General features: G+C 58.8%; 1 protein-coding gene. It reads right to left on the bottom strand.

All coding sequences use genetic code 11. The annotated features are described in order from the left end of the window. The coding region (locus FDX22_RS30850) for a M24 family metallopeptidase (protein ID WP_255432725.1) at positions 1-561 on the bottom strand (561 nt) is incomplete at its 3' end. Position 562: the final 1 nt, after the last annotated feature.

The raw sequence follows: 562 nt of genomic DNA, 5'->3' as shown, positions 1-562 counted from the left end.
GACATCGTGCAGCTCTACAACTTGCCCCAGCGCAGGAATACGGTATTCCTGCGCATCCAGCGTTACAAATCCGGCATGGCCGCGATCGCTGACGTGAACGGTTTTGATCGCCGTTGCGCAATCGGCAATCGCCTGCCATATGCCAATTCGCGCCAGCTGTTGGCAGGTCCCTGCCGCCAGCGCGATCGCCCGGGCATCAAACCCCGGATGGCGATCGTTGTCAGGCGCGCTTGCTTCTATCAGATGAACTGGCAGCGTCCCATGACTAAGCTGGGAAATGGCCAGCGCCAGCGTCGCGCCGACCATGCCACCACCGACGNCAGCCATCAGGGCTTCAATGTCATCCGCTTTCTTCACCACGCTGGCGGTCAGGTTTTCATTGCCGTCTTCCGTGATAAGGATGTCATCTTCAATACGAATGCCGATACCACGATAAGCCGGCGGTACGTCGGCGTCCGGCGCGATATACAGTCCCGGTTCAACGGTAAGCACCATTCCCGGCTCAAGAATACGTGAGCGGTCCTGACCATAAACGCCGACGTCGTGTACATCCAGACCCAGC

It is taken from the genome of Citrobacter sp. TBCS-14 (assembly GCF_005280805.1).
In the GTDB taxonomy this organism is placed as follows: domain Bacteria; phylum Pseudomonadota; class Gammaproteobacteria; order Enterobacterales; family Enterobacteriaceae; genus Citrobacter; species Citrobacter gillenii.
Note: the sequence above shows the minus strand (reverse complement) of the source record. Positions and strands in the feature narration are given on the sequence as shown.